The sequence below is a fragment of the Variovorax sp. WDL1 genome (genome assembly GCF_001541225.1).
Taxonomy (GTDB): Bacteria; Pseudomonadota; Gammaproteobacteria; order Burkholderiales; family Burkholderiaceae_C; genus Variovorax.
The window spans coordinates 1-219 of the sequence record NZ_LMTS01000296.1; the positions used below are offsets into that span (position 1 = coordinate 1).

Sequence of the window (219 nt, forward strand, 5' to 3'; positions counted from 1 at the left end):
CTTCGGCCAGCCTCTCGCTGTAGCGGATGGAGACGTATTGCGAACCCCTGTCGCTGTGATGCACCAACACGCCTTCACGCTCGCTGCGACGCGCGTACAGGGCCTGCTCCAGCGCGTCGAGCACGAAGTCGGTCTGCATCGAGCTACTGACCCGCCAGCCAACGATGCGCCGCGCGAAGACATCGATGACGAAGGCCACGTACACGAAGCCCTGCCAGG

The 219-nt window shown here is 64.4% G+C and carries 1 protein-coding gene; it reads right to left on the reverse strand.

Annotation, left to right across the window (positions count from 1 at the left end; genetic code table 11):
- The coding region (locus APY03_RS35395) for a DDE-type integrase/transposase/recombinase (RefSeq protein ID WP_157103506.1) at positions 1 to 219 on the reverse strand (219 nt) is incomplete at both ends.